This window comes from Streptomyces sp. NPDC036764, assembly GCF_055609385.1.
Genome location: NZ_JBVJPT010000007.1, coordinates 74,419 through 99,934 on the forward strand (window position 1 = coordinate 74,419; position 25,516 = coordinate 99,934).

Genomic DNA, 25,516 nt, shown 5'->3' on the forward strand with positions numbered 1-25,516 from the left:
CGTGCCGACGCCGACGCGGGTGCTCGCGGCGCGTCGGGTCTCTCCGGTTTTGTAGCCCTGGTCGGGGAGGCCTGTCAATGTTTTGTCCAGACATTCGAACCATACCCTTACGGGGCGGTCCGGGCGCCCTGACGTCTGCCGGGTTCCGGTCGAGGGCGGGTGCGGCTCGTGGGGGCCGACCGCGCGGTTCCCCGCGCCCCTGAGGGTGTTGCCACGGCCCCATCGCTGACAGGCTCGGGGCGTTGCGGGTGTGAGGAGGGGTCGATGGCGACTGGCGTGGCGACCCGGTCCGGACACGGGCCCGGTGGGTCCTGGGAAGTCGCCCTCGCGCCGCCCCATCCCCAACTGCGACCCGGGGTGATCAGCTACCGCGGGATACGGCTGGCGCTGGAGCGGCCCCGGCGGAGGCTGGAGGCGCCGATCGGGGCCGCGACCCTGATGCTGGGGTTCGCGGAGCCGGTGCGGATCTCCCGGGCGGGGCGGGAGGCGGACACGCTCGTCTCGGTGTACTGCGGACCCACGACAACCCCTGCCGTGGGCGAGCACGGCGGGCGGATGTCGGGCATCGAGGTGCTGTTGATGCCGTGGGCGGCGTTCACACTGTTCGGGACGCCGCAGTACGAGCTGGCCGACCGCACCGTCGACCCCGACGAGCTCCCGCACGCTCTGCGCTCGCGCCGGGCCGGCGACCGGCGCTCCGGCGTCGGTGAACTCGCCGCCGCGCTGGCCGCGTTGCCGACCTGGCAGGAGCGGTTCGGGCTGCTCGACGATGTGCTGGCGCGCTGGTCGGACGCCGGTACGCCCTGCTCGGACCGGGTGGTGCGGGCCTGGGCGGAGCTGGTGCGCACGGGCGGCTCGGTGCCGGTGCGGCGGCTCGCCGAGGAGGTGGGGTGGAGCGTCCGGCACCTGGAGAACCGCTTTAGGGAGCAGATCGGGCTGGGGCCGAAGGCGGCGGCCCGGGTGCTGCGGCTGCAACGCGCACGCCGGCTCCTCGCGGCCGGGCGCGGGCAGGCCGAGACGGCCGCGGCCTGCGGGTTCTACGACCAGGCGCATCTGAGCGGCGAGTTCAGGGCGATGACGGGATGCACACCCCGCGAGTTCACGGCGGCACGGCGGCACGCTCTCGCGGCGCCGCACGGCACGCCGGCCGCGGACCGGCTGGCCGGGGAGGCGACGAGTCTCGTCATCGCGTCCGGCCGCAGTGCGCTTTTTTCCAAGACCCGTGAGCTTGGCTGAATGCAGGCTGTGATCCTCGGCGACCGAGCCACCGGGAGGCGGGGGAGCCGGTGGGCCGGACCCGGCCGCAGGGGTGTCCCCTCGCAGAAGGGTCCGGCCCACCGCCGCTTTCGCGGCTCTGCGGCCACTGCCGAGGCGACGGTTGTCAACGCGCCGCGCCCCTGCGCCCACGTGCGCCTTTGCGTCACCTGTGTCACAAAGGCCCCTTTCCTGTCACACATGTCCCGTGTACGCGAACCCTGCGTCACACCCGGCGCACAGACCCTGTCCGCTCCTCACTCAACGTCGTTGACCGGACACAGGCTTTGTGATCGCCAGCGCAGCGCACGGTACCCCCGACGACCAGCCCCCGGTCGCCGCCGCGGCGCGCGCGGGGAGGTGCAACTGATGACCGACCGAAGGCTCTGGTCCTACAAGGAGATCGCCGCGCACATCAAGGTGCAGCCGGACACCGTGCGGTCCTACCGCAAGCACGGGCTGCTGCCGCCGCCGGACCATGTGGAGGGCGGCAAGCCCTTCTGGTACGCGGACACCGTGCGGCTCTGGGTGGCCTCCCGGCCCGGCAACCGCGGCCGAAGAGCGGACTGACCTCCCGGAAAATGAGCTGTGCCCCACCCGATGCGTGGGGCACAGTCCCGCCATGAGCGACTTCTCCGTCAAGCCCGTGCTCACCGGCGACCTGACCGTGCTGCGGCCCTTCACCGAGGCCGACGCCGCTGTCATGTCAGAGATCATCGAGGACCCCGAGGTCATCCGCTTCACCGACGAGACCTCCGAGGAGTTCCCGCTGGAGCGGCTGCGCTCCTGGTACGGCTCCCGCTCCGCGCAGCCCGACCGCCTCGACCTCGCCGTCACCGACCGGTCCACCGGCGAACTCGTCGGTGAGGTCGTCCTGTTCGAGTGGGACCCCAAGGCCCGTAGCTGCGTCTTCCGCACGCTCATCGGCCCCCGGGGCCGCGGTCGAGGGTTCGGCACCGAGGCCACTCGGCTGATCGTCGGGCATGGTTTCGAGCAACTCGGGCTGCACCGGATCCAGTTGGAGGCCTACGGCCACAACCACCGTGCCCTGCGGGTCTATGAGAAGGCCGGTTTCGTGGTGGAGGGGGTGCGGCGGGAGGCCGACCTCAGGGACGGCCGGTGGGTCGACTGGGTGATGATGGGCGTCCTCGAGCACGAGTGGGCGTCCCACCGCGGCCACCCCGACCTCACCGGCGTCAGCACCCTCAGCTCCAAGGCTCGATGACCGTCACCCCCGACCCGGGCGCCGACCCCATCGCCTCCAGCGCCGCCGGCACCGCGTCCAGCGAGATCGTCGACGTCACCAGCAGATCCGGCCGCAGTACCCCCGCCCTGACGAGCTCCAGCATCGGCGGGTAGGTGTGCGCCGCCATGCCGTGGCTGCCGAGGAGTTCGAGCTCCAGGGCGATGGCGCGGGCCATGGGGACCGGGGTCGTGCCGGACTCCGAGGGCAGCAGGCCGACCTGGATGTGCCGGCCCCGGCGGCGCAGGCCGTTGACGGAGGCGGCGCAGGTGGCGGGCGAGCCGAGGGCGTCCAGGGAGAGATGGGCGCCGCCCCCGGTCACGGCGTGGATCGCCGCCGCCGTGTCGGGCACCTTCGACGCGTCCACGCACTCGGCCGCCCCGAACTTGAGCGCCAGCTCCAGGGCCCGCGGCGAGACGTCCACGGCTACGACCCGTGCGCCCGAGGCCGCCGCGATCATCACCGCCGACAGCCCCACCCCGCCGCAGCCGTGCACCGCGACCCACTCCCCCGCGGCCACCCGGCCCTGCTGCACGACCGCCCGGAACGCGGTGGCGAACCGGCAGCCCAGCGAGGCCGCCGTCGTGAAGGACATTCCCTCCGGCACGGCGACGAGATTGACGTCGGCGTGGTCCAGCGCGACGTACTGGGCGAAGGATCCCCAGTGGGTGAAGCCGGGCTGGGTCTGGCGCTCGCACACCTGCTGATCGCCCGCCGCACACGCCGCGCAGCTCCCGCAGGCGCAGACGAAGGGCACGGTGACCCGGTCGCCGGGCCGCCAGCCGGTCACCCGGGCGCCCACCGCCTCGACGACACCGGCGAGTTCATGGCCGGGCACATGCGGCGGCGTGATGTCCGGGTCGTGCCCCTGCCAGCCGTGCCAGTCGCTGCGGCACAGCCCCGTCGCCTCGACCCGGACCACGACCCCGTGGTCCTTCGGCTCCGGATCGGCCACTTCCCGCACCTCGGCCGGCTCCCCGAACCGCTCGAACACGACGGCACGCATCCGCCCCACCTCGCCTTCCGTCCCTGCCCGGTGATCCCCGCACCGCCTGGGAGCAACTCCTCGAACGGCCCGGCACGGAGATCACCCCGTCCGGCGGAACGCTAGCCGGGCACCGCCACCTTGTCCCGCTCCTCGGTGCCGGCCCGCTCGGGCTCCCCGCCCGACTCGCTCAGCCCGAACCGGTCATGGAGCCGCCTGAGCGGTCCCGGCGCCCACCAGGTGGCCCGCCCCGTCAGACGCATGACCGCCGGGACCAGCAGGCTGCGGACGATCATCGCGTCCATGAGCACGGCCAGCGCGATGCCGAGGCCGAGCATCTTGGTGTTGGTCACCCGGGAGGTGCCGATCGCGACCATCACCACCGCGAGGATCACGGCCGCCGCGGTGATCAGGCCGCCCGTGCGCTGAAGGCCGTGCCGCACCGCCTGTTCGTGGTCGCCCGTCGTGTCGTACTCCTCCTTGATGCGGGAGAGCAGGAACACGCCGTAGTCCATCGACAGTCCGAAGGCGACGCAGAACATCAGCACCGGGAGGGTCGTCTCGATCGAGCCGGGGCTGGTGAAGCCGAGCAGGCCGGACAGATGGCCGTCCTGGAAGACCCAGACCACCGCGCCGAACATCGCCGTCAGGCTGAGCGCGTTGAGCACCACCGCCTGGATCGGGATCAGCACGCTGCCGGTCAGCAGGAACACCAGCAGCAGGGTGACGATCGCGATGAAGGCGGCCGCGAGCGGCAGGCGTTCAGCTATCGCGTCCTTGGAGTCGACCAGGACCGCCGCCGCGCCGGTCACCTTGGTGTCGAACGGCGCCTCGGTGGCGCGCAGGTCGTCGACCAGGCGCTGGGCCGGGCCGTCCACCGCCTCGCCCTTCGGTAGCACCGTGAAGTACGCCGACTCGCCCTTCACGAGCGGTCCGTCGACCCGCAGCACCTCCGGGAGCGCGGCGATGCGCTCCTTGTAGTCGGCGTACTGCGCCTGGGTGGCCCGGCCCTCGGCGAGCACCTCCAGGCCGCCGCCGGGGCTGCCCGGGAAGCCGTCGCGGATGTGCTGCTGCACGACATGGGACTCGGCGCTCGACGGCAACTGGCGGTCGTCCGCGGTGCCGAACTTCACACCCAGGAAGGGCAGTCCGAGCAGGACCAGGACGGCAGTGGTACCGAGGGCGAAGAAGGGGGCGCGGCGCATGACGAGGTTCGCCGTACGGGCCCAGCCCTTGCCCTCCGTCGCACCGGCTGCCTCATCGGATTCCTTCGCCCGGCCGCGCCGCAGCAGCTTGCGCAGGTCCAGGGCGTTGACCCGGTGGCCGAGCAGGACCAGTGCCGCCGGGAGCAGGATCAGGGCGGCCGCGGCGGCGAGCAGCACCACCGCGATGCCGGCGTAGGCGAAGGACCGCAGGAAGTACTGCGGGAAGAGAAGCATCGCCGCCAGGGACACCGCGACCGTGAGGGCCGAGAAGAGGACCGTGCGTCCGGCGGTGCGCAGGGTGGTGCCGACCGCCGCCAGTGGTTCGGCGCCGGTGGCGAGTTCCTCGCGGAAGCGGCGGACGATGAACAGGGCGTAGTCGACGGCTAGGCCGAGGCCGAGGGCCGTGGTGAGGTTCATCGCGAACACCGACACATCGGTGAACTCGGTCAGGCCGCGCAGCACCGCGTTCGTGCCGAGGATGGCGACGATGCCGATGCCGAGCGGCAGCAGGGCGGCGACCGCGCTGCCGAAGACCATCACGAGGAGCACCAGGGTGATCGGCAGGGCGATCACCTCGGCGCGCAGCAGGTCCTCCTGGATGGTCGTCTGCATCTCGTGCCGCACCGCGACCGGGCCGCCGACGCTCACCTCCAGCGGGCCGTGCGCGCCCCGGAACTCGGGTGCGATGCGGTCCAGGGTCTCCCCCATCTGCTTCTCTTCGCCGGTGATCCGGGCGGCGATCAGCGCCTCGTGGCCGTCCTCGGCGCGCAGGGCGGGGGCCTTGGTCTGCCAGTAGGAGCCGACGCCCACGACGCCCTTCTCGCCGCTCAGACGGGACACGAGGCGCTGTGCCTCCGCGGCGACCGCGGGGTCGTCCACGGAGGCGTCGCCCGCGTCCACGAGGAGCAGGAGGTTGGGCTGGGAGGCGGGGAACTCACGCTCCAGCGCCTTGGTCGCGTAGGTCGACTCGGCGTCCGGATCCTCCCAGCCGCCGCTGCCCAGCCGGTCCGCGACACCGCTGCCGGCCAGTACGGCGAGCGCGGTGATCACCAGGGCTACGAGCAGCGACAACCGGGGGCGTGCCGTCACGAAGCGGGTCCAGCCTCCGACTCGGGGTGGCCTGTTGACTTCGGTCATGGTGCGGTGTCCCCTTCACCCAGATCCATGCTGTGCACGGCAGGCAGCGTGGAGCTGTCACTGCCATAGACTGGCAAACACGAGAGATCGCTCGCGTTTCTCCAGAATGCGAGCGACCACTCGCGTTTGTCAATCGCGTTCGGAGAGCTGGGGATAACTCGTGTCCGCCAACCGGGACAAGGACGATCAGGTCCACCAGGAGAAGGAGCAGCCGCGCCGCCGTCAGGCCCGCGGCGAGCGCCGTATCGCCCAACTGCTGGAGGCCGCGGCCACCGTCTTCACCACCACCGGTTACACGGCCGCCAGCACCAACGCCATCGCCCGCGAGGCCGGCGTCTCACCCGGCACGCTGTACCAGTTCTTCCCGAACAAGGAAGCGATCGCCATAGAGCTCGGCGACCGGCTGATGCACGAGTTGCGCGAGATGTACGGCGAGGCGCTCGCCCCGGTCGATCCCGCCACTCCGCTGGAGGAGGCCGTCGGCGCGGCCGTCGACCGGTTCATCGCCTTCAACTGCGCCCATCCGGCGTTCTTCGCGCTGATGCACGGCCCCGACATCCCCGGCCGCATGGCCGAGGAGCACGACGCCCTGCACGCGACCCTGCTGTCCCGGATCGAGGGCCTGCTCTTCTCGTTCCTGCCCGACGCCGCCCCGGCCGAACTCGCCCGGACCTCCCACATGTGCCTGGGCCTGTACAAGGCCGGGCTGGAGTTGGTGCTCGCCCACGAGGGCGCCGAACGCGACGCCTACGTCCAGGAGCTGAAGAACGCCCTGACCCGCTACCTCGACCCGCTGGTGGGCGACAGGCTCGGCCAGGCCGAGGCGGCACGCACCGGGACGTGACGGGCCGGTACCGATAGGTGTGCATGGATCAGCTCCCGGATCGGGGGGGACCCCGCGACCCACTGTCTCCCGCCCCGGGCGCACCCGCATCCCGGAGCGAGGACGCGGTACACACCGAACGCCCGTGCTGTGCCGACAGGGGGCACCCCTCTTTGAGCAGTACCCCGTAGGGGTATACCGTTGAGGGGAAGGGACCCCGCGGGTCCCCTCAGCCCCACATGCCTCGACGAGGAGAACCACATGACCGCCCAGACCGACAGCCCCGGCTCCGTCACCGCCGTCTACAAGGTGAGCGGCATGAGCTGCGGACACTGCGAGGGGGCCGTCTCCGGCGAGATCTCCGAACTCCCCGGCGTCAGCTCGGTGAAGGCCGTCGCCTCCACCGGCGAGGTCACCGTCGTCTCGACCGCAGCACTGGACGAGGAGGCCGTGCGCGCGGCCGTCGACGAGGCCGGCTTTGAACTGACCGGCAGGGTCTGAGTCCGGCCATGACCCGCACCACCGACGAACCGCCGATAGCCGGGCCGGCCGGCGCGACCGACACGGCCGGGGCGACGCCTGCGCCCGGCCCGGCCGACCGCGCCGCGGCCTCGGACGTCGAGCTGCTCATCGGTGGGATGACCTGCGCCTCCTGTGCGGCGCGCGTCGAGAAGAAGCTCAACCGCATGGACGGCGTGACCGCCACGGTGAACTACGCGACCGAGAAGGCCAAGGTCAGCTATCCCGCGGGCATCGAGGTCGCCGACCTGATCGCCGTAGTGGAGAAGACGGGGTACACCGCCGAGGAGCCTGCTCCCCCGCAACCCGCGCCGGAGCAGACCCAGGCCCCGGAGGACCCGGAGCTGGCCTCCTACCGCCGGCGCCTCACCGTCTCCGCCCTGCTCGCCGTCCCGGTCATCGCCCTGTCGATGATCCCGGCCCTCCAGTTCGACAACTGGCAGTGGCTCGCGCTCACCCTCGCCTCGCCGGTCGTGGTCTGGGGCGGGCTGCCCTTCCACCGGGCCGCGGTCACAGGCGCCCGGCACGGCGCGGCGACCATGGACACGCTGATCTCGATGGGCACGCTGGCGGCGTTCGGCTGGTCGCTGTGGGCGCTGTTCCTCGGCGACGCGGGCATGCCCGGCATGCGCGACACCTTCGAGTTCACCCCCGCCGCGGTAGCGGCTGATGTCACAGCGCGCGTGGACGGCGCCTCGCAGATCTACCTCGAAGTGGCCTCCGGCGTCGTCACCTTCATCCTTCTCGGCCGCTATCTGGAGGCCCGCTCCAAGCGCCGCGCGGGTGCGGCGCTGCGGGCCCTGATGCAGCTAGGCGCGAAGGACGTCGCCGTACTGCGCGACGGGCGCGAGGTGCGGGTGCCGGTCGAGAAGCTGGCGGTCGGCGACCGGTTCGTCGTACGGCCCGGCGAGAAGATCGCCACCGACGGCACCGTCGTGGCGGGCGCCGGCGCGGTGGACGCCGCCCTGCTGACCGGCGAGTCGGTGCCGGTGGACGTCACGGTCGGGGACGCGGTCACCGGCGCCACGGTCAACGCGGGCGGGCGGCTGGTCGTCGAGGCGACCCGGGTCGGCGCGGACACCCAGCTCGCGCGGATGGCGCGGCTCGTGGAGGACGCGCAGAACGGCAAGGCCGAGGTGCAGCGGCTCGCCGACCGGATCTCCGCGGTCTTCGTGCCTGCGGTCATCGTCCTCGCGGTCGCCACCTTCGGGGCCTGGCTCGGCCTCACCGACGACTCCGTCGCCGCCTTCACCGCGGCGGTCGCGGTACTGATCATCGCCTGCCCGTGCGCCCTGGGCCTGGCCACTCCCACGGCCCTCATGGTCGGCACCGGACGCGGGGCGCAGCTCGGCATCCTCATCAAGGGCCCGGAGGTGCTGGAGTCCACGCGCCGGGTCGACACGGTCGTCCTGGACAAGACCGGCACGGTCACCACCGGCCGCATGACCCTCCAGAAGGTGTACGTCGCCGACGGCGCCGACGAGGAGCAGGTGCTGCGGCTCGCGGGCGCCGTGGAGCACGCCTCTGAGCATCCCGTGGCCCGCGCGGTCGCCGCCGGCGCCGCAATGGGCGGACGGCTTCCGGAGGTCGAGGGGTTCGAGAACATCCCCGGGCGAGGCGTGCGCGGCCGCGTGGAGGGCCATGACGTGGCCGTGGGGCGCCTTTTCGACGCGCTGCCCACCGAGCTGGTCCGCGCCCGGGAAGAGGCCGAGAGGGACGGTCGTACGGCCGTCGTCGTCGGGTGGGACGGAGCGGCGCGCGGCGTGATCGCCGTCGCGGACGCGGTGAAGGAGACCAGCGCCGAGGCGGTGCGCGAGCTGCGCGCGCTGGGGCTGACGCCGGTGCTGCTGACCGGGGACAACCGGGCGGTCGCCGAAGCGGTGGCGGACGCGGTCGGCATCGATCAGGTGATCGCGGAGGTGCTGCCCGAGGAGAAGGTCGAGGCCGTCCGGCGGCTGCAGCGCGAGGGGCGCTGTGTGGCCATGGTGGGCGACGGCGTCAACGACGCGGCCGCGCTCGCCACCGCCGATCTGGGTCTGGCGATGGGCACGGGGACGGACGCGGCGATCGAGGCGAGCGATCTGACGCTGGTGCGCGGTGATCTGCGGGTGGCGGCGGACGCCATCCGGCTGTCCCGGCGGACGCTGGCGACGATCAAGGGCAACCTCGTGTGGGCCTTCGGCTACAACGTGGCCGCGTTGCCGCTGGCCGCGGCGGGGTTGCTGAACCCGATGATCGCGGGCGCCGCGATGGCGTTCTCGTCGGTGTTCGTGGTGTCGAACAGCCTCCGGCTGCGGACGTTCCGGTGAATTCGTAGTAAGAACCCCAGCAGGACCCTCTGGAGTCCGACGCCCGGCTCACATAAGCTCTTCACAAGGCTCGCGCATCATCCTTACGCTTGGGTCTCGATCGCCATATCGGGGCTCTTGCGTATCTAACGGACATATGCAAGAGACGCAGATCACAGTGATGTGAACGTAACCATCGAAGGGGTTCGAAGGTCTAAGTTGACGATGTCAGGCAGCGTCTTGGGGGGCGCTTACTGGCATCTGAGGATGTCTTGGGGGACTTCCTCAGAGTTGCGTTGCCGGGGCACGTACGTCGGGAAGCTTTGAGCGGCCCTCCCGACCGTGCGCTGTCCCGGCAGACCGCACAACCATGAGTACGACGAGTTTTGCTCGTTCTACTCAAACGGCAATACCGAAAGACAGCGATTCAGGCGCTGCTCTCTCAGACGCCCGGCCGGATCCCGTGGGGGGAATCCGCACCGGGACATGGGAAGGCGCCCTGGACGTCGGCCCGTGGGGGGACCGCCGCCAGGGCGCCTTCTTCTTTTTGCCTGCACTGCGCCAATTTTGGCTGCACTGCGCCAATTTTGGCTGCACTACACCAAGCCCTATAGGGCCGCAGGCCCCTATAGGGGCGCGGGGAACTGCGCGACCGGCCACGACGAACCCGCAGCCGGCCGACAACTCCCTCACGCGCCCCCCAGCGGAGCGCCTAGCGCTCTTCGACCGGCACGAAGTCGCGCTCGACGACGCCCGTGTAGATCTGGCGCGGGCGGCCGATGCGGGAACCCGGCTCCTTGATCATCTCGTGCCACTGGGCGATCCAGCCCGGAAGGCGGCCGAGGGCGAACAGGACCGTGAACATCTCGGTCGGGAAGCCCATGGCCCGGTAGATCAGGCCCGTGTAGAAGTCGACGTTCGGGTAGAGGTTGCGCGAGACGAAGTACTCGTCGGAGAGCGCGTGCTCCTCCAGCTTCAGGGCGATGTCCAGCAGCTCGTCGGACTTGCCGAGGGCGGAGAGGACGTCGTGCGCCGCCGCCTTGATGATCTTCGCGCGCGGGTCGAAGGACTTGTACACCCGGTGGCCGAAGCCCATCAGGCGGACGCCGTCCTCCTTGTTCTTCACCTTGCGGATGAAGGAGTCGACATCGCCGCCGTTGGCCTGGATGCCCTCGAGCATCTCCAGGACGGACTGGTTGGCGCCGCCGTGCAGCGGGCCCCAGAGCGCGGAGATGCCGGCCGAGATCGACGCGAACATGTTCGCCTGCGACGAGCCGACCAGACGGACCGTCGACGTCGAGCAGTTCTGCTCGTGGTCCGCGTGCAGGATCAGCAGCTTGTCGAGCGCGGCGACGACGACCGGGTCGAGCTCGAACTCCTGCGCCGGCACGGAGAACGTCATCCGCAGGAAGTTCTCGACGTAGCCGAGGTCGTTGCGCGGGTAGACGAACGGGTGGCCGATCGACTTCTTGTACGCGTACGCCGCGATCGTCGGGAGCTTCGCGAGCAGGCGGGTCGTCGAGAGGTTGCGCTGCGTCTCGTCGAACGGGTTGTGGCTGTCCTGGTAGAAGGTGGACAGCGCCGAGACGACCGACGACAGCATGGCCATCGGGTGGGCGTCGCGGGGGAAGCCCTTGTAGAAGTTCTTGACGTCCTCGTGCAGCAGGGTGTGCTGCGTGATGTCGTTCTTGAAGGTCGAGAGCTCGTCGACGGTCGGCAGCTCACCGTTGATCAGCAGGTAGGCCACCTCCAGGAAGGTGGAGCGTTCGGCCAACTGCTCGATCGGGTAGCCGCGGTACCGCAGGATGCCCGCCTCGCCGTCGAGGTAGGTGATGGCGGATTTATAGGCGGCGGTGTTGCCGTAGCCGCTGTCCAGGGTCACCAGACCGGTCTGGGCGCGGAGTTTGCCGATGTCGAAGCCCTTGTCGCCGACGGTGCTGTCAATCACCGGGTAGGTGTACTCGCCGTCGCCGTACCGCAGTACTACAGAGTTGTCGCTCACGTCTTCCCTCACCGACGTTGTGCCTCATCTTCGAGGTTGCCCTGACTGTCTCTACCCTCCCCCATTCGGCTCAGGAGAGTGCACTCGGGGTCGACCATTGGGCCTATTGGCGGCACTGAGTGCCGCCAACCTGCCATCCTGCCCCCTGCTTTCCCCATCTGGAAGTGGTCTGTGACCTTCACGACTCGTTTGATCGATCATTTTTTTCGATGCCTCACGAATCGGCAGGTCAGAAGCGTGTCCGGCGGGGAGCCGGAAAGCAGGATTCAGGAGCCCGCGAGCCGGAAGTCGAGCGCCGTGCAGCGGCGCCCGGCCGACACCGTGCGCACCGCCTGGCCGATGGCCTTGCGCGACCCCACGAGGACGACCAACTGCTTGGCCCGGGTGACCGCCGTGTACAGCAGATTCCGCTGGAGCATCATCCATGCTCCCGTGGTGACGGGGATCACCACTGCGGGATATTCACTTCCCTGTGAACGGTGGATCGTCACCGCGTACGCGTGCGCCAGTTCGTCCAGTTCGTCGAATTCGTACGGCACCTCCTCGTCCTCGTCCGTCAGCACCGTGAGGCGCTGGTCGACCGGGTCGAGTGAGGTGACCACGCCCACGGTGCCGTTGAAGACACCGTTCTCCCCCTTCTCGTAATTGTTGCGAATCTGGGTGACCTTGTCGCCGACACGGAAGACCCGGCCGCCGAACCGCTTCTCCGCCAGATCGGGGCGTCCGGGCGTGATGGCCTGCTGGAGCAGGCCGTTCAGGGTGCCCGCGCCGGCCGGGCCGCGGTGCATGGGGGCCAGCACCTGGATGTCCCGGCGCGGGTCGAGCCCGAACTTTGCCGGAATCCGGCGGGCCGCCACGTCCACGGTGAGACGTCCGGCCTCCTCCGTGTCGTCCTCGACGAAGAGGAAGAAGTCCTTGATGCCGTCGGTGACGGGGTGCTGTCCGGCGTTGATCCGGTGCGCGTTGGTCACCACGCCGGACTGCTGGGCCTGCCGGAACACCCGAGTGAGGCGTACGGCGGGGATGGGGCCGCCGTCCGCGAGGAGGTCTCTGAGCACCTCGCCCGCGCCGACGCTCGGCAACTGGTCGACGTCCCCGACGAAGAGCAGGTGCGCACCCGGTGGCACCGCCTTCACCAGCTTGTTGGCGAGCAGCAGGTCCAGCATGGACGCCTCGTCGACCACCACCAGGTCGGCCTGGAGCGGGCGGTCCTTGTCGTAGGCCGCGTCGCCGCCGGGCCTGAGCTCCAGCAGGCGGTGGACGGTGGACGCCTCGGCGCCGGTCAGCTCGGCCAGACGCTTGGCGGCGCGGCCGGTGGGGGCGGCGAGGACGACACGCGCCTTCTTTGCGCGGGCCAGCTCCACGATCGAGCGCACGGTGAAGGACTTGCCGCAGCCGGGGCCCCCGGTCAGCACGGCGACCTTCTCGGTCAGGGCCAGCTTCACGGCGGCCTCCTGCTCGGGGGCGAGGTCCGCGCCCGTACGGCCCTTCAGCCAGCCCAGGGCCTTGTCCCAGGCGACATCATGGAACCCCGGCATCCGGTCCTCTTCGGTGCGCAGCAGCCGCAAGAGCTGGGCGGAGAGGGAGAGTTCGGCCCGGTGGAAGGGGACGAGATAGACGGCCGTCACGGGCTCCGCGCGGCCGTCGGGACCGGGCACCTTCTCCCGTACGACCCCGGGGTCGGAGCCGTCCTCAGGGATCCGCGCGAGCTCGGCGAGGCATTCGATGACGAGCCCGGTGTCGACCTGGAGGAGCTTGACCGCGTCGGCGATGAGCTGTTCCTCGGGGAGGTAGCAGTTGCCCTGGTCGGTGGCCTGCGACAGGGCGTACTGGAGGCCCGCCTTGACGCGCTCCGGGCTGTCGTGCGGGATGCCGACGGACTGGGCGATCTTGTCGGCGGTGAGGAAGCCGATGCCCCAGACGTCGGCGGCGAGCCGGTAGGGCTGGTTCTTCACGACGGAGATGGAGGCGTCGCCGTACTTCTTGTAGATCCGCACGGCGATGGAGGTGGACACCTCGACGGTCTGGAGGAAGAGCATGACCTCCTTGATCGCCTTCTGCTCCTCCCAGGCGTCGGCGATCTTCTTGGTGCGCTTGGGGCCGAGGCCGGGGACCTCGATGAGCCGCTTGGGCTCCTCCTCGATGATCTTCAGCGTGTCCAGCCCGAAGTGCTGGGTGATCCGGTCGGCGAAGACCGGTCCGATGCCCTTGACCAGCCCGGAGCCGAGGTAGCGGCGGATGCCCTGGACGGTGGCCGGCAGGACGGTCGTGTAGTTCTCGACGGTGAACTGCTTGCCGTACTGCGGGTGGGACCCCCAACGTCCCTCCATCCGCAGGGACTCGCCGACCTGCGCGCCGAGCAGCGCACCGACGACCGTGAGCAGATCACCGCCGCCTCTTCCGGTGTCCACCCGTGCGACCGTGTAGCCGTTCTCCTCGTTGGCGTACGTGATCCGCTCCAGGACGCCTTCGAGCACGGCCATGCGCCGCTCGCCTGTGGTGGCCCCCGCCTGATTGGACATGGTCCGACGCTACCGGTCGGGTCCGACAACGCGGGGAGCCCGCGGGCGAAGCGGCCACCGGCCCTCACGCCGGCTGCGACTTCACGTGGTCGAGGACCGCCTGGAACTCCGCGGTGGGCGAGAACTCCACGAACTCGCAGTCCTCCAGGGCCACGGGGACATGGCCGGGGCCCCAGTAGTACGCCTGGCCCGCCTCGTAGTACTCCTCGCCCTCGGGCGTGAGCATCCGCAGCCTGCCCTTCAGCAGGTATCCCCAGTGCGGGCAGGGACAGGCGTCGTCCGCCAGGCCCTTGAGGGCGGGGCCCATGTCCGTGCCCTCGGGCAGGCTGATGTAGCCGACGGACATGCCGCCGCCGATGGACTTGGTGCGCACCTCCACACCGTCGCCGCCAAGGGTGACGGGTACGTCGTCGTGAGTCGCTGCCGTCATGGCTCCTCCGCTCCGGCCCACGAAGGGCCCTCGGGGACGCCCCCACTCCTCCAGGCTGAACCGCCCCGCGGTGCGCCGCGACATCACGATCCGGTCTCGGGATGTGGTTGAGGGCTTGATTAACCTCCGTGTAATCGATTCCAATCCTCTTCGTACACGTCGATGTAATCGATTCCACGAGCATCCACAAGGAGGTGGAGCGGCGATGGCGAGCATCAAGGACGTCGCTGCCGAGGCGGGGGTTTCCGTCGCCACGGTGTCGCGGGTCCTGAACGACCATCCGTCGGTCAGCGCCGAGGCACGCGCACGCGTGCTGGCCGCCGTCCAGAGCCTGGGCTACCGCCCGAACGCCGTCGCCCGCTCTCTGCGCACCGACCAGACCCACACCCTCGGCCTGGTCATCAGCGACGTGATGAACCCCTACTTCACCGAACTGGCCCGCTCCGTCGAGGAGGAGGCCCGCGCGCTCGGCTACAGCGTCATCATCGGCAACGCCGACGAGCGGCCGGACCTCCAGGACCACCATGTGCGCAACCTGCTGGACCGCCGTATCGACGGCCTCCTCGTCTCCCCCACCGACGGCGGCTCCCCGCTGATGCTGGACGCGGCCCGCGCAGGGACGCCGATGGTGTTCGTGGACCGGTGGATCCCGGGCGTGGACGTGCCGGTCGTGCGGTCGGACGGGCGGGCCGCCGTACGGGACCTCGTGGCGCATCTGCACGGGCTCGGGCACCGCCGGCTCGCGATCATCGCGGGACCGGCGGCGACCACGACCGGACGGGAGCGTGTCGAGGCGTTCCGGGAGGCGCTCGCCGCGTACGGGCTCGAACTCCCCGACGTCTACATAGGGCAGGGCGACTTCCAGGCCGAGAGCGGCCGGCGGGTCACCGAGCGCTTCCTCGACCTGCCCGAGCCGCCCGAGGTGGTCTTCGCGGCCGACAACCTGATGGCGCTCGGCGCGCTGGACGCCGTACGCGCGCGTGGGCTGCGCGTGCCGGACGACCTCGCGCTGGCCGCGTTCGACGACATCCGCTGGTTCGTGCACACCGATCCGCCGATCACCGCCATCGCCCAGCCGACGGGCGAGCTGGGCCGGGCCGCCGTACGGGCCCTGGTGGACCGCATCGAGGGACGCCCCGGCGAGTCCGTCACCCTCCCCGCCCGCCTCGTCGTACGCCGCTCGTGCGGCGAGAACCCCACACCTGTGCAAAGGAGCACGTCGTGAGCAACCCGGACGAGTTGCTGCGCATCGAGGGCATCCGGAAGACCTTCCCCGGCGTGGTCGCGCTGGACGGCGTCGACTTCGATCTGCGCCGCGGGGAGGTGCACGTCCTCCTCGGTGAGAACGGCGCCGGCAAGAGCACCCTCATCAAGATGCTCTCCGGTGCCTATACGCCCGACGCCGGGCGGATCCTGGTCGGCGGCGAGGAGCGGCGCATCCACGATGCGCAGGACTCCGAGCGCCTCGGGATCGCCACCATCTACCAGGAGTTCAATCTCGTACCCGAGCTCACGGTCGCCGAGAACATCTTCCTGGGCCGCCAGCCGCGCCGCTTCGGGATGATCGACCGGGGGCGGATGGAGGCCGACGCCGAGGTCCTGCTGAAGCGGGTCGGCGTCCATGTGTCGCCACGCGCGCGTGTGCGTGAACTCGGCATCGCACGGCTGCAGATGGTCGAGATCGCCAAGGCGCTCAGCCTGGACGCGCGCGTGCTGATCATGGACGAGCCGACGGCCGTGCTCACCTCCGAGGAGGTGGAGAAGCTCTTCGCGATCGTGCGCAAGCTGCGCGAGGACGGCGTGGGGATCGTCTTCATCACCCATCACCTGGAGGAGATCGCCGCCCTGGGCGACCGGGTCACGGTCCTCCGGGACGGAAAGAGCGTCGGGCAGGTCCCTGCCTCCACGCCGGAGGACGAGCTCGTCCGGCTGATGGTGGGCCGCTCCATCGACCAGCAGTATCCGCGCGAACGGGCCGACAAGGGCGCCGCGTTGCTCACGGTCGAGGGGCTGACCCGGGGCGGTGTCTTCCACGACGTCGGCTTCGAGGTGCACGCCGGTGAGGTCGTCGGCATCGCCGGGCTCGTCGGCGCCGGACGCACCGAGGTCGCGCGGGCGGTGTTCGGGGCGGACCCGTACGACAAGGGCGCCGTGAAGGTCGCCGGTACGGCCCTGAAGGGACATGACGTGGGCGCCGCCATGGCGGCCGGCATCGGACTGATCCCGGAGGACCGCAAGGGCCAGGGCCTGGTGCTCGACCAGTCGGTCGAGGAGAACCTCGGCCTGGTGACCATGCGGGCCGCCACGCGCGCGGGGCTCGTCGACCTCAAGGGCCAGCGGGATGCCGCCGCGAGGATCGCGGACCGCCTCGGCGTGCGGATGGCCGGGCTCGGCCAGCATGTGCGCACCCTGTCCGGCGGCAACCAGCAGAAGGTCGTCATCGGCAAGTGGCTGCTCGCGAACACCAAGGTGCTCATCCTCGACGAGCCGACGCGCGGCATCGACGTCGGCGCCAAGGTCGAGATCTACGAACTGATCAATGAACTCACCGCCGCCGGCGCGGCCGTACTGATGATCTCCAGCGATCTGCCGGAGGTGCTCGGTATGAGCGACCGCGTCCTGGTGATGGCCCAGGGCCGGATCGCCGGCGAGCTCGCCGCCGGCGAGGCCACCCAGGACTCCGTGATGGCACTCGCCGTCAGCAACCCCACGACCGAACCCACGACCGACAAGGAGGCCGCTCGTGGCCACTGACACGCTCAAGAGCACGTCGGGCGCCGGTGGCGCCACCAGCGGACTGCGCCGCCTGCTCCTGGAGAACGGCGCGCTCACCGCGCTGATCGTCCTCGTCATCGCCATGTCGGCGCTGTCCGGCGACTTCCTGACCACCGACAACCTGCTCAACGTCGGCGTCCAGGCGGCCGTGACCGCCGTCCTCGCCTTCGGCGTCACCTTCGTCATCGTCTCGGCGGGCATCGACCTGTCCGTCGGCTCGGTGGCGGCCCTGTCGGCCACCGTCCTGGCCTGGACCGCGACCTCGCACGGCGTACCGGTCTTCATAGCGGTGCTGCTGGCCGTCGCGACCGGCATCGGGGCCGGACTCGTCAACGGCTTCCTCATCGCGTACGGCAAGCTCCCGCCGTTCATCGCGACGCTCGCGATGCTCTCGGTGGCCCGCGGCCTGTCGCTGGTGATCTCCGAGGGCTCCCCGATCCCCTTCCCCGACTCCGTCTCGCACCTCGGCGACACACTCGGCGGCTGGCTGCCGGTGCCGGTCCTCGTGATGATCGTGATGGGCCTGATCGCCGCCTTCGTGCTCGGCCGGACCTACATCGGCCGCTCGATGTACGCGATCGGCGGCAACGAGGAGGCCGCGCGCCTTTCCGGGCTGCGGGTGAAGAAGCAGAAGCTCGCCATCTACGCCCTGTCCGGCGTGTTCGCCGCCGTCGCCGGCATCGTGCTGGCCTCGCGGCTGTCCTCCGCGCAGCCCCAGGCCGCCGACGGCTACGAGCTCGACGCGATCGCCGCGGTCGTCATCGGCGGCGCCTCGCTCGCGGGCGGCACCGGCAAGGCGTCCGGCACGCTGATCGGCGCGCTGATCCTCGCGGTACTGCGCAACGGCCTGAACCTGCTGAACGTGTCCGCCTTCTGGCAGCAGGTCGTCATCGGCGTCGTGATCGCGCTGGCGGTGCTCTTCGACACGCTGCGCCGCAAGGCCGGCGCCACCCCGGTGGCCGCGGGCACGGGGGTGGGCGGCGGCAAGGGCAAGCAGGCGGGGACGTACGCGCTCGCGGCGGTCGTCACCGTGGCGATCGTCGGCGCGACCTCCTTCCTGCACAACGGCTCCTCCTCGTCGGCCGACCGGAAGATGGGCCTGTCGCTGTCGACCCTCAACAACCCCTTCTTCGTGCAGATCCGGGCGGGTGCCCAGGCCGAGGCGAAGAAGCTGGGCGTGGACCTGACGGTCACGGACGCTCAGAACGACGCCTCGCAGCAGGCCAACCAGCTCCAGAACTTCACCAGTTCCGGCGTCGGCGCGATCATCGTCAACCCGGTCGACTCGGACGCGGCCGGCAACTCCGTGAAGGCCGCCGGCAAGGCGGACATCCCGGTGATCGCCGTCGACCGAGGCGTCAACAACGCCACGACGGCCGCCCTGGTCGCCTCCGACAACGTCGCCGGCGGAGAGCTCGCCGCCAAGTCGATCGCCGAGAAGCTCGGCGGCAAGGGCAAGATCGTGATCCTCCAGGGCCAGGCCGGCACCTCCGCCGCCCGTGAGCGCGCCCAGGGCTTCGCGAACGGCCTCAAGGCCTTCCCCGGCATCCAGGTCGTCGCCCAGCAGCCCGCCGACTTCGACCGCACCAAGGGCCTCGACGTGATGTCGAACCTGCTCCAGGCGCACCCGGACGTGCAGGGCGTCATCGCCGCGAACGACGAGATGGCGCTCGGCGCGATCAAGGCGCTGGGCTCCAAGGCCGGCAAGTCGGTCTCGGTGGTCGGCTTCGACGGCACGCCGGACGGCCTGAAGGCGGTCGAGGGCGGCTCGCTGTACGCGTCCGTCGCCCAGCAGCCGACCCAGCTCGGCCGGATCGCCGTGGACAACGCCCTGAAGGCGCTCAAGGGCGAGAAGGTCCAGCAGACGGTGAAGGTGCCGGTGAAGGTCGTCACGAAGGAGAACGTGGCGGGCTTCAGCGGCTGACATCCGCCGACGCCGGCCCTTGTCGGGCCGGCATCGGCGAACGGCGAACGGGTGGGCGGTCGTTGCAGGAGCATGGACCTGGCGGCCGCCCGCCGCACGTCACCACGGGGACCTATCAGGGGAGCGATCTCATGTACGACTACGACCTTCTGGTCGTAGGGTCGGCCAACGCCGACCTGGTGATCGGTGTCGAGCGTCGGCCGGGTGCCGGCGAGACCGTGCTCGGCTCCGATCTGGCCGTCCACCCGGGCGGCAAAGGCGCCAACCAGGCGGTCGCGGCCGCCCGGCTCGGGGCCCGCACTGCCCTGCTGGCCCGCGTCGGCGACGACGCGCACGGCCGGCTGCTGCTCGACTCGCAGCGCGAGTCCGGCGTCGACACGGTGGGCGTCCTCGTCGGCGGCACGCCGACCGGCGTCGCGCTGATCACGGTCGACCCGTCCGGCGACAACAGCATCGTGGTCTCGCCGGGCGCGAACGGCCGGCTCACCCCGGGCGACGTCCGCGCCGCCGCGAGCCTCTTCCAGGCGTCGCGGGTGGTGTCGGCCCAGTTGGAGATCCCGCTGGAGACGGTCGTCGAGGTGGTCAGGAGCCTGGCGGAGGGCAGCCGGTTCGTGCTGAACCCGTCCCCGCCGCGCCCGCTGCCCACCGAGGTGCTGACCGCCTGCGACCCGCTGATCGTGAACGAGCACGAGGCGAAGGTGATCCTCGGCGACGCCGCGGTGGGCGACACCCCCGAGGACTGGGCGCGGATCCTGCTGGCCAAGGGCCCCCGTTCGGTGGTCGTGACCCTGGGCGCAGAGGGCGCGCTGGTGGCTTCCGCACAGGGCACGGCCCGGATTGCGGCCGTCAAGGTGGACGCGGTGGACACGACGGGCGCGGGCGACGCGTTCACGGCCGCACTGGCCTGGCGGCTCGGCGCGGGCGCGTCCCTCGCCGAGGCGGCGGCGTACGCGGCCCGGGTCGGCGCGGTGGCCGTGACCCGGCAGGGCGCGCAGGTGTCCTTCCCGACGGCGGCGGAGGCCGACGCCCTGTGCTGTGCCGATCCGGGGGGCGCCCCCCGGACCCCCGGCAGAGGGTCGGACAGCGCCGCCGGTACGTCGTCGCGAGATGAGGTGCTGTGAAGCGCGCCGGAATCCTGAACCGCCACCTCTCCGGTGCCCTCGCCGAGCTCGGCCACGGCGACGGCGTCCTGGTGTGCGACGCGGGCATGCCGATACCCGACGGCCCCCGGGTCGTGGACCTGGCGTTCCGGGCCGGGGTGCCGTCGTTCGCCGAAGTGCTGGACGGTCTGCTGGCCGAGCTGGTGGTGGAGGGCGCGACGGCGGCGCAGGAGATCCGCGAGGCGAACCCCGCGGCGTCCGCCCTGCTGGACGGGGAGTTCCCCGAGCTGCGGCTGGTCACGCACGAGCGGCTCAAGGAGCTGTCGGCCGGGGCGCGGCTGGTCGTACGGACCGGCGAGGCACGGCCGTACGCGAATGTGCTGCTGCGCTGCGGCGTGTTCTTCTGACATCGCGGTCCCCGGCGGGCCGGAAACGTTTCGAGGGGCCCGGTCAGCCGACCGAGCCCCTCGGGTTTTCCCCTCCGATCAGAACCCCCGCGATCCCCCCAGATCCCCCTCCAAGAGTCCTGATGCCAAGTACGACCCGCGAGGTCGGGGGAGGGTTGTACGGGTGCCTCAGATTTTTTTCAGCGGATCACGTGCTCCACGAAACGCCGGGCCGTCTCCGCCAGCACCTCCCGGCCGTCGCGTGCCCACAGCCCGTCGTTGAAGAGCTCGACCTCGATGGCCCCGTCGTACCCGGCCGCCTCCACGTACCCCTTCCACTCCCGCATGTCGATCGCTCCGTCCCCGATCTGCCCGCGCCCGGTGAGCACGCCCTGCGGCAGCGGGGTCGTCCAGTCGGCGAGCTGGAAGGTGTGGATACGGCCGCCCGCGCCCGCCCGGGCGATCTGCGCCGGGGCCGTGTCGTCCCACCAGATGTGGTACGTGTCCACGGTGACGCCGACCTGGTGGGCCGGGAAGCGTTCCGCGAGGTCGAGGGCCTGGGCCAGGGTCGACACCACGCAGCGGTCGGCGGCGTACATCGGGTGCAGTGGCTCGATGGCCAGCTTCACGCCCCGCTCCTCGGCGTACGGGCCCAGCTCGCCGAGCGCGTCGGCGATCCGCTCCCGGGCGCCGTGCAGGTCCCTGGACCCGGCGGGCAGGCCGCCGGAGACCAGCACCAGGACGTCCGTGCCCAGCGTGGCCGCCTCGTCGACGGCCCGGCGGTTGTCGTCCAGTGCCTTCGCCCGCTCGTCCGGTTCGATCGCCGTGAAGAAGCCGCCGCGGCACAGGGTGGTGACCGCCAGGCCCGCGTCCCGGACCAGCTTGGCCGTCGCCTCCAGGCCGTACGACTGGACGGGCTCGCGCCACAGGCCGACGCTGCCGATGCCCAGCCGCCCGCACTCGTCGGCCAGTTCGGGCATCGAGAGCTGCTTGACGGTCATCTGGTTGATGGAGAAGCGGGAGAGATCGCCGGTGCTCACTGGGCCACTCCGTACAGGGCGAGCAGGTTCTTCATCCGCTCCTCGGCCAGCTTCGGGTCCGGGAACAGGCCCAGATGGTCGGCGAGTTCGTAGGCGCGGGCGAAGTGCGGGAGGGAACGGGCCGACTGGAGGCCGCCGACCATGGTGAAGTGGCTCTGGTGGCCGGCCAGCCAGGCCAGGAAGACCACGCCCGTCTTGTAGAAGCGGGTCGGCGTCTGGAAGAGGTGGCGGGACAGCTCGACCGTCGGGTCCAGCAGGCCCCGGAACCCGGCGACGTCCCCCGTGTCGAGCACCCGGACGGCCTCGGCCGCGAGCGGGCCCAGCGGGTCGAAGATGCCGAGCAGGGCGTGGCTGAAGCCCTTGTCGTCGCCCGCGATCAGCTCCGGGTAGTTGAAGTCGTCGCCGGTGTAGCAGCGCACGCCCTGCGGGAGCCGGCGGCGGATGTCGATCTCCCGCCCGGCGTCCAGCAGCGACACCTTGATGCCGTCCACCTTGTCGGGGTGGGCGGCGATGACCTCCAGGAAGGTGTCCGTGGCCGCGTCCAGGTCGGACGAGCCCCAGTAGCCTTCCAGTGCCGGGTCGAACATCGGGCCCAGCCAGTGCAGGATGACCGGCTCGGCCGCCTGGCGCAGCAGATGGCCGTAGACCTCCAGGTAGTCCTCGGGGCCCTTCGCCGCGGCGGTGAGCGCCCGCGAGGCCATCAGGATCGCCTGCGCCCCGCTCTCCTCGACGACGGCGAGCTGCTCCTCGTAGGCCGCACGGACCTCCACGAGAGACCCGGCGGCGATCTGGTCGGTGCCCACCCCGCAGGCGATCCGCCCGCCGACCGCCTTCGCCTCGGCGGCACTGCGCCGGATCAGCTCGGCCGCACCCGCCCAGTCCAGGCCCATCCCGCGCTGCGCGGTGTCCATGGCCTCGGCGACGCCGAGCCCGTGGGACCACAGATGGCGGCGGAAGGCGAGTGTGGCGTCCCAGTCGACGGCGGCGGGCGCGTCGGGCGACACGTCCGCGTACGGGTCGGCGACGACGTGCGCCGCCGAGAAGACCGTACGGGAGGTGAGGGGCGCGCCCGGGGTGAGCGCGAGGGGCTCGGCGCGCGGCTCGTACGCCCGCAGACCGCCCTTGAAGTCCGGCAGTCGGATGGTCACGGCTGGATCTCCGGTACGTCGATACGGCGGCCCTCGGCCGAGGACTTCAGGCCCAGCTCGGCGAGCTGGACGCCGCGGGCTCCGGCGAGGAGGTCCCAGTGGTAGGGGGCGTCGGCGTAGACGTGCCGCAGGAAGAGCTCCCACTGCGCCTTGAAGCCGTTGTCGAAGTCGTCGTTGTCCGGGATCTCCTGCCACTGGTCGCGGAAGGAGTAGGTGGCCGGGATGTCCGGGTTCCACACGGGCTTGGGCGTCATGCTGCGGTGCTGGACACGGCAGTTGCGCAGGCCCGCGACGGCCGAGCCCTCGGTGCCGTCGACCTGGAACTCGACGAGTTCGTCGCGGTTGACGCGCACGGCCCAGGACGAGTTGATCTGCGCGATGGCGCCGCCGTCGAGCTCGAAGATGCCGTAGGCGGCGTCGTCGGCGGTGGCGTCGTAGGGCTTGCCGTTCTCGTCCCAGCGCTGCGGGATGTGGGTGGTGGCGATGGCCTGGACGGACTTCACGCGCCCGAAGAGCTCGTGGAGGACGTACTCCCAGTGCGGGAACATGTCGACGACGATGCCGCCGCCGTCCTCGGCGCGGTAGTTCCAGGACGGGCGCTGCGCGGTCTGCCAGTCGCCCTCGAAGACCCAGTAGCCGAACTCGCCGCGCACGGACAGGATCCGGCCGAAGAAGCCGCCGTCGATGAGGCGCTTGAGCTTGAGCAGGCCCGGCAGGAACAGCTTGTCCTGGACGACGCCGTGCTTGATGCCGGCGCCGGCGGCGAGCCTGGCCAGCTCCAGGGCGCCCGCCAGACCGGTGGCCGTGGGCTTCTCGGTGTAGATGTGCTTGCCGGCGGCGATCGCCTTCTTGATGGCCTCCTCGCGGGCGGAGGTGACCTGGGCGTCGAAGTAGATCTCGACGGTGGGGTCGGCGAGGACCGCGTCGACGTCGGTGGAGATGTTCTGCGGATCCAGGCCGTGCTGCTCGGCGAGCGCCTTCAGGGCGTACTCGCGGCGGCCGACCAGGACCGGCTCCGGCCACAGCACGGTGCCGTCGCCCAGGTCGAGGCCGCCCTGCTCGCGGATGGCCAGGATGGAGCGGACCAGGTGCTGTCGGTAGCCCATGCGTCCGGTCACACCGTTCATGGCGATACGCACCGTCTTGCGTGTCACGTCGTTCCCTTCTAGGCGTCGTGCGCAACGTTCGTGCGCGTCTCGTACGCGGTTGTGCGCGCCGCGTACGCCTTACCCTGCCAAGCGGTACAGCAAGCGCTTTCTATCTGATGAGAAGCTAGCCTCTGAGCAGCGGTGTAGACAAGACCGTGACGGGGTTGAGTTGTTCGAGGGGACGAACAACCGGGGTTCTTGGCCTTAAGGTCTGCTCGACATACACGGAACCGCGACCGCGGATGGCCTGTCTACGAGGGGGCAGGTCCTGTCCGTGAACACGTGGTGAGCACGCACGTACGACAGGTGGTACGACAAGATGCGCGACCGGAGGACGACGAGATGACGGTGACCCTTGCGGACGTGGCGGCCCGCGCCCAGGTCTCGCCCGCGACGGTGTCGCGCGTACTGAACGGGAACTACCCCGTGGCGGCCACCACCCGCGAGCGAGTGCTGCGCGCGGTGGACGAGCTGGACTACGTGCTGAACGGTCCCGCGAGCGCGCTCGCCGCCGCCACCTCCGACCTGGTCGGCATCCTGGTCAACGACATCGCCGACCCCTTCTTCGGGATCATGGCGAGCGCGATCCAGTCGGAGATCGGGGGCCCGGGCGGCCGGGCGGGCGGCGAGCGGCTGGCGGTCGTCTGCAACACCGGGGGTTCACCGGAACGCGAACTGACCTACCTGACCCTGCTTCAGCGCCAGCGGGCGGCGGCGGTGGTCCTGACCGGCGGCGCCATGGAGAACGCCCCGCACGCGGCGGCGGTCGCGGCGAAGCTGCGCAAGCTGGCGGACGCCGGTACGCGGGTGGTGCTGTGCGGGCGGCCGCCGTCGCCGGACACCGGCGCCATCGCGCTGACCTTCGACAACCGCGGCGGCGGGCGCGAGCTGACCGAGCACCTGATCGGCCTGGGCCACCGGCGGCTGGGCTACATCGCGGGCCCGGAAGAGCGCACGACGACCCGGCACCGCCTGGAGGGCCACCGGGCCGCACTGGCGGCACACGGCATCGAGGAGGACGCGGGCTGGACGGTCCACGGTCGCTACGACCGCCAGTCCGGCTACGAGGCGACGCTGGAACTGCTGCGCCGGGACCCGTCCTTGACCGCGGTGGTCGCCGCCAACGACTCGGTCGCCCTGGGCGCGTGCGCGGCCCTGCGGGACTCCGGTCTGCGCATCCCCGAGGACGTCTCGGTGGCCGGCTTCGACGACCTGCCGTTCAGCATCGACGCGGTGCCGTCTCTCACGACTGTGCGGCTGCCGCTGTCGGAGGCGGGGGCACGGGCCGGCCGGATCGCGATGGGCCGGGAGGAGCCGCCGCCCGGGGGGATCGCGACGATTCGGGGGGAGTTGATGGTTCGGGGGTCTTCTGGGGGGCCTCGGAAGTAGGGGGTGCTTGGGGGGCACGGGTGCAGGGGTCTTCTGGGTTCGGTCGGACTGGGTTCGGTCGGACTGGGTTCGGTCAGTACGCGATCGACACCATCCGGCAGGCGGACTCGGCCAGTTGGTGGTCGCCTGCGATGTCGGCGCGGGTGAGGGCGTCGCCGGGTCGGCCCGCTCGAAGAGACGGGCGACCTGTCCGCCGAT

20 protein-coding genes are annotated in these 25,516 nt (G+C 71.0%); 12 read left to right on the forward strand and 8 right to left on the reverse strand.

All coding sequences use genetic code 11. The annotated features are described in order from the left end of the window. Positions 1 to 264: 264 nt before the first annotated feature. The 3 genes from ACZ69Q_RS25255 (at position 265) to ACZ69Q_RS25265 (ending at position 2,479) form a co-directional block, all read left to right on the forward strand. Complete coding sequence (locus tag ACZ69Q_RS25255) at positions 265 to 1,236, forward strand: helix-turn-helix domain-containing protein (protein ID WP_471045765.1); 972 nt, start codon at positions 265 to 267, stop codon at positions 1,234 to 1,236. A gap of 387 nt (positions 1,237 to 1,623) precedes the next feature. After that, the gene (locus ACZ69Q_RS25260; protein ID WP_471045766.1) at positions 1,624 to 1,824 is read left to right on the forward strand and encodes a helix-turn-helix transcriptional regulator; all 201 of its coding nucleotides are present in this window, start codon (positions 1,624 to 1,626) and stop codon (positions 1,822 to 1,824) included. Between the two features lie 52 nt (positions 1,825 to 1,876). Continuing rightward, a complete protein-coding gene (locus ACZ69Q_RS25265) occupies positions 1,877 to 2,479 on the forward strand; it encodes a GNAT family N-acetyltransferase (protein WP_471045767.1) in 603 nt (200 codons plus the stop codon). Here ACZ69Q_RS25265 and ACZ69Q_RS25270 read toward each other — a convergent pair. Beyond that, on the reverse strand, positions 2,460 to 3,503 hold the full coding sequence (locus tag ACZ69Q_RS25270) for a zinc-dependent alcohol dehydrogenase family protein (protein WP_471045770.1): 1,044 nt from the start codon (positions 3,501 to 3,503) through the stop codon (positions 2,460 to 2,462). The two genes, ACZ69Q_RS25265 and ACZ69Q_RS25270, sit on opposite strands and share 20 nt — an antisense overlap. 101 nt (positions 3,504 to 3,604) lie before the next feature. Next, the gene (locus ACZ69Q_RS25275) at positions 3,605 to 5,824 is read right to left on the reverse strand and encodes an MMPL family transporter (protein ID WP_471045772.1); all 2,220 of its coding nucleotides are present in this window, start codon (positions 5,822 to 5,824) and stop codon (positions 3,605 to 3,607) included. Between the two features lie 160 nt (positions 5,825 to 5,984). Between ACZ69Q_RS25275 and ACZ69Q_RS25280 the strand changes: the two genes are divergently transcribed. From ACZ69Q_RS25280 to ACZ69Q_RS25290, 3 genes are all read left to right on the forward strand, one after another. Next, positions 5,985 to 6,668 (forward strand): TetR/AcrR family transcriptional regulator, encoded by a 684-nt coding sequence (locus tag ACZ69Q_RS25280; RefSeq protein ID WP_471045774.1) that lies wholly within the window; start codon positions 5,985 to 5,987, stop codon positions 6,666 to 6,668. Between the two features lie 240 nt (positions 6,669 to 6,908). After that, positions 6,909 to 7,148, forward strand: coding sequence for a heavy-metal-associated domain-containing protein (locus ACZ69Q_RS25285; RefSeq protein WP_471045777.1), 240 nt, complete (start codon positions 6,909 to 6,911; stop codon positions 7,146 to 7,148). A gap of 8 nt (positions 7,149 to 7,156) precedes the next feature. Beyond that, positions 7,157 to 9,475: a heavy metal translocating P-type ATPase gene (locus ACZ69Q_RS25290; RefSeq protein ID WP_471045779.1), complete on the forward strand. Its 2,319-nt coding sequence runs from the start codon at positions 7,157 to 7,159 to the stop codon at positions 9,473 to 9,475. Positions 9,476 to 10,166: 691 nt separating this feature from the next. On the opposite strand, the gene ACZ69Q_RS25295 is transcribed toward ACZ69Q_RS25290, so the two are convergent. The 3 genes from ACZ69Q_RS25295 to ACZ69Q_RS25305 form a co-directional block, all read right to left on the reverse strand. Continuing rightward, positions 10,167 to 11,456, reverse strand: a complete 1,290-nt coding sequence (locus ACZ69Q_RS25295) for a citrate synthase (protein WP_471045782.1) — start codon at positions 11,454 to 11,456, stop codon at positions 10,167 to 10,169. A gap of 266 nt (positions 11,457 to 11,722) precedes the next feature. After that, positions 11,723 to 13,978 carry an SF1B family DNA helicase RecD2 gene (gene recD2 / locus ACZ69Q_RS25300; RefSeq protein WP_471045785.1) on the reverse strand — a complete coding sequence of 752 codons (2,256 nt, stop codon included), beginning with the start codon at positions 13,976 to 13,978 and terminating at the stop codon, positions 11,723 to 11,725. Positions 13,979 to 14,042: 64 nt separating this feature from the next. Further along, positions 14,043 to 14,408 carry a cupin domain-containing protein gene (locus ACZ69Q_RS25305; RefSeq protein ID WP_471045787.1) on the reverse strand — a complete coding sequence of 122 codons (366 nt, stop codon included), beginning with the start codon at positions 14,406 to 14,408 and terminating at the stop codon, positions 14,043 to 14,045. 205 nt (positions 14,409 to 14,613) lie between these two features. On the opposite strand from ACZ69Q_RS25305, the gene ACZ69Q_RS25310 reads away from it, so the two are divergent. The 5 genes from ACZ69Q_RS25310 (at position 14,614) to rbsD (ending at position 20,614) form a co-directional block, all read left to right on the forward strand. Beyond that, the gene (locus ACZ69Q_RS25310; protein ID WP_471045789.1) at positions 14,614 to 15,633 is read left to right on the forward strand and encodes a LacI family DNA-binding transcriptional regulator; all 1,020 of its coding nucleotides are present in this window, start codon (positions 14,614 to 14,616) and stop codon (positions 15,631 to 15,633) included. After that, positions 15,630 to 17,162 (forward strand): sugar ABC transporter ATP-binding protein, encoded by a 1,533-nt coding sequence (locus tag ACZ69Q_RS25315; protein ID WP_471045792.1) that lies wholly within the window; start codon positions 15,630 to 15,632, stop codon positions 17,160 to 17,162. The genes ACZ69Q_RS25310 and ACZ69Q_RS25315 overlap by 4 nt, the downstream gene beginning before the upstream one ends. Next, on the forward strand, positions 17,152 to 19,107 hold the full coding sequence (locus ACZ69Q_RS25320; RefSeq protein ID WP_471045795.1) for an ABC transporter permease/substrate-binding protein: 1,956 nt from the start codon (positions 17,152 to 17,154) through the stop codon (positions 19,105 to 19,107). The genes ACZ69Q_RS25315 and ACZ69Q_RS25320 overlap by 11 nt, the downstream gene beginning before the upstream one ends. A gap of 131 nt (positions 19,108 to 19,238) precedes the next feature. Next, on the forward strand, positions 19,239 to 20,228 hold the full coding sequence (locus tag ACZ69Q_RS25325) for a ribokinase (RefSeq protein WP_471045797.1): 990 nt from the start codon (positions 19,239 to 19,241) through the stop codon (positions 20,226 to 20,228). Further along, on the forward strand, positions 20,225 to 20,614 hold the full coding sequence (gene rbsD, locus ACZ69Q_RS25330; RefSeq protein WP_471045800.1) for a D-ribose pyranase: 390 nt from the start codon (positions 20,225 to 20,227) through the stop codon (positions 20,612 to 20,614). The genes ACZ69Q_RS25325 and rbsD overlap by 4 nt, the downstream gene beginning before the upstream one ends. A gap of 179 nt (positions 20,615 to 20,793) precedes the next feature. Here the strand turns inward: rbsD and ACZ69Q_RS25335 are convergent, their stop codons facing one another. From ACZ69Q_RS25335 to ACZ69Q_RS25345, 3 genes are read right to left on the reverse strand one after another with little or no spacing between them, the layout of a single operon-like run. Then, positions 20,794 to 21,633: a sugar phosphate isomerase/epimerase family protein gene (locus ACZ69Q_RS25335; RefSeq protein ID WP_471045803.1), complete on the reverse strand. Its 840-nt coding sequence runs from the start codon at positions 21,631 to 21,633 to the stop codon at positions 20,794 to 20,796. Next, complete coding sequence (locus ACZ69Q_RS25340; protein WP_471045806.1) at positions 21,630 to 22,781, reverse strand: dihydrodipicolinate synthase family protein; 1,152 nt, start codon at positions 22,779 to 22,781, stop codon at positions 21,630 to 21,632. The genes ACZ69Q_RS25335 and ACZ69Q_RS25340 overlap by 4 nt, the downstream gene beginning before the upstream one ends. Further along, positions 22,778 to 23,935: a Gfo/Idh/MocA family protein gene (locus tag ACZ69Q_RS25345; RefSeq protein ID WP_471045808.1), complete on the reverse strand. Its 1,158-nt coding sequence runs from the start codon at positions 23,933 to 23,935 to the stop codon at positions 22,778 to 22,780. Before ACZ69Q_RS25345 ends, ACZ69Q_RS25340 begins: the two co-directional genes overlap by 4 nt. Before the next feature lie 336 nt (positions 23,936 to 24,271). On the opposite strand from ACZ69Q_RS25345, the gene ACZ69Q_RS25350 reads away from it, so the two are divergent. Next, complete coding sequence (locus ACZ69Q_RS25350) at positions 24,272 to 25,318, forward strand: LacI family DNA-binding transcriptional regulator (RefSeq protein ID WP_471045810.1); 1,047 nt, start codon at positions 24,272 to 24,274, stop codon at positions 25,316 to 25,318. The last annotated feature ends 198 nt before the right edge of the window (positions 25,319 to 25,516 follow it).

Bases quoted from the DNA above. Each gene is read 5' to 3' on its own strand.
- ACZ69Q_RS25255 (WP_471045765.1), top strand. From the start codon at position 265: ATGGCGACTGGCGTGGCGACCCGGTCCGGACACGGGCCCGGTGGGTCC.
- ACZ69Q_RS25260 (WP_471045766.1), top strand. From the start codon at position 1,624: ATGACCGACCGAAGGCTCTGGTCCTACAAGGAGATCGCCGCGCACATC.
- ACZ69Q_RS25265 (WP_471045767.1), top strand. From the start codon at position 1,877: ATGAGCGACTTCTCCGTCAAGCCCGTGCTCACCGGCGACCTGACCGTG.
- ACZ69Q_RS25270 (WP_471045770.1), bottom strand. From the start codon at position 3,503: ATGCGTGCCGTCGTGTTCGAGCGGTTCGGGGAGCCGGCCGAGGTGCGG.
- ACZ69Q_RS25275 (WP_471045772.1), bottom strand. From the start codon at position 5,824: ATGACCGAAGTCAACAGGCCACCCCGAGTCGGAGGCTGGACCCGCTTC.
- ACZ69Q_RS25285 (WP_471045777.1), top strand. From the start codon at position 6,909: ATGACCGCCCAGACCGACAGCCCCGGCTCCGTCACCGCCGTCTACAAG.
- ACZ69Q_RS25290 (WP_471045779.1), top strand. From the start codon at position 7,157: ATGACCCGCACCACCGACGAACCGCCGATAGCCGGGCCGGCCGGCGCG.
- recD2 (WP_471045785.1), bottom strand. From the start codon at position 13,978: ATGTCCAATCAGGCGGGGGCCACCACAGGCGAGCGGCGCATGGCCGTG.
- ACZ69Q_RS25305 (WP_471045787.1), bottom strand. From the start codon at position 14,408: ATGACGGCAGCGACTCACGACGACGTACCCGTCACCCTTGGCGGCGAC.
- ACZ69Q_RS25310 (WP_471045789.1), top strand. From the start codon at position 14,614: ATGGCGAGCATCAAGGACGTCGCTGCCGAGGCGGGGGTTTCCGTCGCC.
- ACZ69Q_RS25325 (WP_471045797.1), top strand. From the start codon at position 19,239: ATGTACGACTACGACCTTCTGGTCGTAGGGTCGGCCAACGCCGACCTG.
- ACZ69Q_RS25350 (WP_471045810.1), top strand. From the start codon at position 24,272: ATGACGGTGACCCTTGCGGACGTGGCGGCCCGCGCCCAGGTCTCGCCC.